Origin of the sequence: Umezawaea endophytica, from assembly GCF_025061645.1 — a bacterium.
In the GTDB taxonomy this organism is placed as follows: domain Bacteria; phylum Actinomycetota; class Actinomycetes; order Mycobacteriales; family Pseudonocardiaceae; genus Umezawaea; species Umezawaea endophytica.
In genome coordinates this window covers 21,828-28,434 of the sequence record NZ_JANYMP010000036.1, presented here as the reverse complement: position 1 = coordinate 28,434, position 6,607 = coordinate 21,828, and the positions used below count along the sequence as shown (strand labels likewise).

The window sequence follows — 6,607 nt, the reverse complement described above, 5'->3', positions numbered from 1 at the left end:
TGCGGGGCCAGGCGCCGCAGCACCCCGCGCGGGTTCGGTGATCACGAGTCAGCTCAGTGGCGTAGGCAGAGCGTCCCCCACTGGAAGCCCGCGCCGATCGCGGACATCACGAACACCTCTCCCGGATTCACCAGGCCACGGCTGAACGAGTGGTGCAGGGCGGTGAACACTCCTGCCGAGCCTGTGTTCCCCAGTCGGTCCAGCGTGATCGGTGCCCGGTCCTCCGGCACGCCGAGCTTCTCCAGTGCCGCTCGGATGATGTTCAGGTTGGCCTGGTGCAGGAAGAAGTGGTCGACGCCCTCCACCCCTACGCCAGCGGTCGAGGCCGCGGTCGTGATGCTGTCGGGCAACCACCGCGTCGCGGCGTCCCAGACGGCTTGGCCGTTCATCGCGACGTAGTGCTCACGCGCTTGGACCGTGGCCTCACTGGTGGGCAGTCGTGAGCCACCCGCCTTGATCTGCACCTTGTAGGACAGTTCCGAGCCGAAGTCCCACGCCAGCACACCGCTGTCGGCCCTGGTGGAGCGCCGCACCACGGCCGCGCCTGCCGCGTCGCCGAAGAAGATCCGGGTGATGCGCTCCTGCGGGTCGGTCAGCCGTGACGCGCAGTCCGCAGCGATGACGAGCACCGTGCGTGTCGCGGCCGACTGGAGCAGCTGCGCGGCGAGCAGGAGGGCCTGCACCCCGTTGAGGCATGCCGCGTGCGTGACGTCGAAGGTCATCGCGCGGTGCGCGTCGAGCGCGTCCTTCACGATCAGCGCGGTGGACAGCAGGGGCTGGTCCCAGGTGTAGGTGGCCACGATGACCACGTCCACGTCCGCCGCGGTGACGTCGGCGGCCTGCATCGCCGATCGCGTCGCCTCGCCGCACATGTCCGACACCGCGAGTTCCGGCGCCAGCCATCGGCGTTCGCGGATACCGGTCCGCCTGGTGATCCACTCGTCGGTGGTCCTGACCATCCGCGTGAGTTCGTCGTTCGTGACGATCCGCTCCGGCAGGTGCACGCCCGTGCCTGCGATGACGACGGGGAGCGCGCTCACACCAGGCTCGCGATCGCGACGGTGCTGGTCGACGGGGTGATCAGTTCGGCGAAGTCCACGTAGAACCGGCCGGACACGCACTGAGCGCCGAGAAGGATGCGGCGGGCGGCCTCCGCGGTGAGTGCGCCGCCGAGCGCGACCCCGGACGCGAGTTGCGGCCAACTGCTGAGCGTCTTGCCGAGTTCACCGAAGGAGGCCCGCAGTTCGGGGCTGATCTTCTCCGCGTCCACCATGGCCAGCATGAGGTCCACCTTCTCCTGGTGGGACAACGACTTCAGCTCGGCCGAGGAGACGTCGCCGATCAGCCCGTGCAGCAGTGGGCGGTCCGGTTCGAGGTTGAAGCGCTCGACGTCGAGCATTCCGCGGTCGTTGCAGTCCATGACGACGGGGACGCCGAGAGCGCGTGCCCGTTCCCGTGCCGCGACCTTCGCGAACGGGGTGTCGCACTCCTCCACGAGCAGGTCGAGCCCACCGACGAACGCGTCGAGGTTGTCCTCGGTCAGTCCGTCGGTGAAGATCTCGATGTCGAGGTAGGGGTCGATCTCGAACATCTGCCGCGCGGAGATCACCGCCTTGTTGGCGCCGAGGTGGTGCACGCCCGCGCGCAGCCGGTTGAGGTTGGACAGGCCGAAGGTGTCGAAGTCGGCCAGTTTGTACGCGCCACCGATGCCTTCCAGCGCGAACGTGACCGCGGCGCTGTTGCCGACCGACAGCCCGACGACCCCGATCCGCTTGCCGAGCAGCCGGCGCTGCTGCGGCCGTTCGACCTTGCCGCGGTTGCGGTCGGTCCGCACAAGCCGGAACTCCTCCCGCGGCAGCACGTGCACGAGGCGTGCCGACCACGGGTACCACACCCAGGTGCCGTCCACGGTCGAAGAGCACCCTGGCCCTCAGTTCGCGGACCGTGGCGACGTGATCGGGGTCCGAGTGATCTTCGGCTTCGACGAGGAACGCGCTGATGTGCCATTGAGTGTGCACGGTTGAACCACCTTGGTCTGGAGTAGGATTGTGTTGCCTCTGGGGATGCGCGCAGGCTAATCAAAGGTGATCAATTTTCGGGAATGTGCCGCGCCGCGATCACCCGGTCGGGTGGAAACAGCGGACCCTGTTGCCCATTCACGGCTTTCACACGACCTGTCGTGACCTACCGCATCCTCCCAGCAAACGCTGGGTCCCCAGTGGAGTCCGCAAAGGACTATGGATAGGTCGGCAATTCGAGCTTCACGACCTCCCTGTCGGCACGCCGATGCAGGCAGCTACAGGGACGTGGTCGTGTTCGAGGCTGACGGCGCTGTCCGCTTCTGCACCCTGCACCTCCGCCAGGGCGTGAAAGCCCTCCGACATCGGCGCACCGCCTGAGGCGAGATGGGACCTTGTGCACTGCCGGTGGGAGGTCGAAGTGCCCGAGCGGTAGTGCTTTGGTGCCGTCGTCGTGAATGCGGGCCGGCGCGATGGTTGACGAGTGACCACTGCCGATGAACGCATCGCTGTAGAGAACCCGCTTGAGCCGCTGGCCCGGTTGCAGCGCGATCTGCGTTCGCGGCCGGAGGGGCTGACCGCGCGTGAGGCCGCGCGCAGGTTGGAGGTGCACGGCCCGAACACGCTGACCAGGAGAACCAGGAGCGGGTGGGTCGGGCCGCTGGTTCGACAGTTCACCCATCCACTGGCGCTGCTGCTGTGGCTGGCCGCGGTTCTCGCCTTGGTGTCCGGGTCGACCGCCCTGGGTGTCGCGATCGTGGCGGTGATCGTGCTCAACGCGGGTCTGGCCTTCGCCCAGGAGCGGCAGGCCGAGCACGCGGTGGAAACCCTGGCCTCGTACTTGCCGCCGATGGCCGAGGTGATCCGCGACGGTGTGCAGACCGGTGTCGAAGCCAAGGACCTGGTGCCCGGTGACGTGCTGGTGGTCAAGGAGGGTGACAGGGTCTCCGCCGACGCGCGGCTGCTGTCCGGCTCGGTCGAGGTGGACCTGTCGACGTTGAACGGCGAGTCGCTGCCCGCGTTCCGGTCGGCTGGAGCCGACGAGGTCGTCGGTCCGCTCCTGGAGGCCCGTGACGTGGTGTTCAGCGGCACCAACTGCACCGGCGGGCAGGCTCGCGCGCTGGTGTTCGCCACCGGGATGCGCACCGAACTGGGCCGCATCGCCGCGCTGACCCAGCAGGTCGGGCGCGACCAGAGCCCGTTGGAGAAGCAGGTCAAGCGCGTGGCGTGGTTGATCGCCGCGGTGGCGATCGGTGCCGGGCTGGCGTTCCTGCCGCTGGGCACCTTGGCTGCCGGGTTGCCGCTGCCCGACGCGGTGCAGTTCGCCATCGGCCTGCTCGTGGCGAACGTCCCCGAAGGGCTGCTGCCCACCATCACCCTCGCCTTGGCGGTGGGCGTGCGGACGCTGGCCCGGCGCGGCGCCCTGGTCAAGCGGCTGTCCTCGGTGGAGACCCTGGGCTCGACCACGGTGATCTGCACCGACAAGACCGGCACGCTCACCCGCAACCGAATGCGCGTGACCGAGGTGTGGACCCCGCAGGGCACGGTCGACCCCGCCGCGCCCACCAGTGGTCCGGCCGCGCTGCTGGCCGCTTCCGCCGCCGTGTGCGGGACGGCCGACGTCGATCCCGCCGCTCCGGAGTCCGCGACGGGCGACCCCACCGAGATCGCCTTGGCGCTGGGTGCCGCCGAACTCGGCGCCGATGTCTCCGCGGCTCGGCGCGACGCCCACCGGCTGCGCCTGTTCCACTTCGACCCGGCCTTGCGCCTGATGTCCACGGTCGACGACGTCGATGGTGATCACGTGATCAGCGTCAAGGGTGCTCCCGAGGAGGTCTTGGCGCACACCACCGCCATCGTCGTGGCGGACGGCACGTCCAGGCTTCTCACCGACGCTGATCGCGACGACCTGGCAGGTGTCGTCGCGGACCGGGCCGGACGCGGGTTGCGGCTGCTGGCCATCGCGCGCCGAGTCCTCGGTCCGGGTGAAGCGCTCCCGGCTGACCGTGAGGACGCCGAGCGCGATCTGGTGCTGCTGGGTCTGGTGGCCATGTTCGACCCGCCCCGACCCGAGGTCGCCGATGCCGTGGCCCGCTGCCACACCGCGGGTATCCGGCTCATCGTCATCACCGGCGACCACGGCTTGACCGCCGCCGAGATCGCCCACCAGGTCGGCATCTCCAACGGCCGCACCACCATCGTCAACGGTGCCGAACTCGACGTGATGAGCGAGGCCGATCTGGACGCGCTGCTCGCCGGTGGCGACGAGCTGATCTTCGCCCGCAGTTCACCGGAGGTGAAGCTGCGCGTCACCGATGCCTTGCGCGCCCAGGGGCACGTGGTGGCCATGACCGGGGACGGCGTGAACGACGCCCCCGCTCTGCACCGTGCCGACATCGGCGTGGCCATGGGCCGCGACGGGACCGACGTCGCCCGTGAAGCCGCCACCATGGTCCTCACCGACGACAACTTCGCCACCATCGTCACCGCGGTGCAGGCCGGCCGCCGCGTCTACGACAACGTCCGCAAGTTCATCCTCTACATCTTCGCGCACGCCACCCCCGAGGTCGTGCCGTTCCTGCTCTACGCCTTGTCCGGTGGTGCCATCCCGCTGCCGCTGACCGTGTTGCAGATCCTCGCGATCGACCTGGGCACCGAAACCCTGCCCGCCCTTGCCCTGGGTCGCGAACCCGCGGAGCCCGGTTTGATGAGCCGTCCGCCCCGCACGCGCGGGGACAACGTCATCGACGGCCCAATGCTGCTGCGCGCTTGGGGGCTGCTCGGTGGCTTGTCCGCTCTGCTCGTGCTGGTCGGCTACTTCCTCGTGCTGCTCGACGGTGGTTGGACCCTCGACGCGCCCACAGGCTCCGGGAGCGCTCTGCACCACACTTGGCAGCAGGCCACCACGATGACCTTCCTGGGCATCGTGGCGTGCCAGATCGGTACCGCTTTCGCCTCGCGCACCCAGTACGCGTCACTGCGCTCCATCGGTGTGCTCAGCAATCGTCTGCTGCTGTGGGGCATCGTCTTCGAGATCGCCTTCGTCGCGCTGCTGCTCGACGTACCCGCACTGGGCAGGTTGTTCGACATCACGCTGCCACCGGTGAAGTTCCTTCCCCTGCTCGCGGCCTTCCCCCTCGTCGTCTGGGGAGCCGACGAACTGTGGCGCGCGTGGCTGCGCGGGCACACCGATCCGCGCCATCCAGTGCACGTCGCCCGATGACGATCAGGTGTGGTCGACGGCCTGGGCCCTCGATGGTCGTTCACACGGAGGTCGTCGACCTGTCGAACTACAGCACGAGTCCGGTGCGGCCGGGTTGGCGGCTCAGCCAGGAGGCGGCGTCGCGGTCGTGGGCGGTGGTGGCATCGATGGTGGCCCAGGTCAACGAGGAGTTCACGGCCATGACGGAAGGACAGCGATCGGTGGCGGTCGCCGCAGTGTGCGGTCCCGGAGGTGGCCACGGCACCGGTGAACACCGGCACGACGCCGAGCGTCGCCGTGCCGGTCCAAGGGTGTGCACGGCCACGCACTCAAGCCTGTGGCCGTCAGAATTCGATCACCAGACGAGCCGGGACTCGTCCGGCCAGCACCTCGGCGAAGGACTCGTTGATCGTCTCCAGCTTGCGGGTCTCGGCGACCACCTCGGTCCGGCCGGTGGCGTGCAGGGTGAACACCTCGGCCAGGTCGGCCCGCGTGCCCACGATGGAGCCGATCACGCTGACGCCTTTGAGCACCACGTCGAACACCGGCAGGTCCAACCGGCCGTCCGCGGGCAGCCCGACGCACACCAACCGTCCGCCGCGCCGCAGTGACGCGAAGGCCTGCTCGAAGCTCCGCGGTGACGCCGCGAGTGCGATCGCCACGTCGGCGCCGCCCAGCGCCTGGATCTCGGCGACCGGATCGGAGGTGGCGGCGTTGACGGTGTGGTCGGCGCCCAGTCGTCGGGCCAGGTCGAGTTTGGTGTCCTCCACGTCCACCGCGACCGTGAACCCGCCTGCGATCCGAGCGTATTGCAGCGCCAAGTGGCCCAGCCCGCCGATGCCGAACACCGCGACCCGTTCGGTGGGCCGCACGCCGGCGACCTTGACGGCCTTGTACGTGGTGACGCCTGCACACGTAAGCGGTGCGGCGTCCACACTGGACACGCCATCGGGCACGGGGACGACGTAGCGGGCGTCGGCCAGGACGTGCTCGGCGTAGCAGCCGTCGACCGAATAGCCGGTGTTCAGCTGCTGCTCGCACAGCGTCTCCCAGCCGGACACGCAGTACGAGCACTCCCCGCAGGCGTGCCCGAGCCACGGGATCGCCACCCGCGTCCCGATTCGCGCGGTGTCGACACCGGTGCCGACCGCCTCGACCACCCCGACGCCCTCGTGCCCCGGCACGAACGGTGGGGTCGGCTTCACCGGCCAGTCGCCGTGTGCGGCGTGGATGTCGGTGTGGCAGATGCCCGAGGCCTCCAAGCGCACGCGAACCTGCCCGTCACCGGGCTCCGGCACCGGCACCTCCTGGATCTCCAGCTTCGCGCCCAACTCGGTGACGACTGCTTTCCTCACGGCGACTCCTCATCGTTGCGGTGGTCCGAAAC

At 69.2% G+C, this 6,607-nt stretch carries 4 protein-coding genes; 1 reads left to right on the top strand and 3 read right to left on the bottom strand.

Features of this window, described 5'->3' with window-relative positions; translation table 11 throughout:
- Window positions 1-53 precede the first annotated feature (53 nt).
- Complete coding sequence (locus NZH93_RS43285) at window positions 54-1,040, bottom strand: 3-oxoacyl-ACP synthase III family protein (RefSeq protein ID WP_259629160.1); 987 nt, start codon at window positions 1,038-1,040, stop codon at window positions 54-56.
- Window positions 1,037-1,909 (bottom strand): ThiF family adenylyltransferase, encoded by an 873-nt coding sequence (locus NZH93_RS51075; protein ID WP_259629159.1) that lies wholly within the window; start codon window positions 1,907-1,909, stop codon window positions 1,037-1,039. The genes NZH93_RS43285 and NZH93_RS51075 overlap by 4 nt, the downstream gene beginning before the upstream one ends.
- A 593-nt stretch (window positions 1,910-2,502) precedes the next feature.
- On the opposite strand from NZH93_RS51075, the gene NZH93_RS43275 reads away from it, so the two are divergent.
- The gene (locus NZH93_RS43275) at window positions 2,503-5,241 is read left to right on the top strand and encodes a cation-translocating P-type ATPase (RefSeq protein ID WP_259629158.1); all 2,739 of its coding nucleotides are present in this window, start codon (window positions 2,503-2,505) and stop codon (window positions 5,239-5,241) included.
- A gap of 323 nt (window positions 5,242-5,564) precedes the next feature.
- On the opposite strand, the gene NZH93_RS43270 is transcribed toward NZH93_RS43275, so the two are convergent.
- Complete coding sequence (locus NZH93_RS43270) at window positions 5,565-6,575, bottom strand: zinc-dependent alcohol dehydrogenase (RefSeq protein WP_259629157.1); 1,011 nt, start codon at window positions 6,573-6,575, stop codon at window positions 5,565-5,567.
- Window positions 6,576-6,607: the final 32 nt, after the last annotated feature.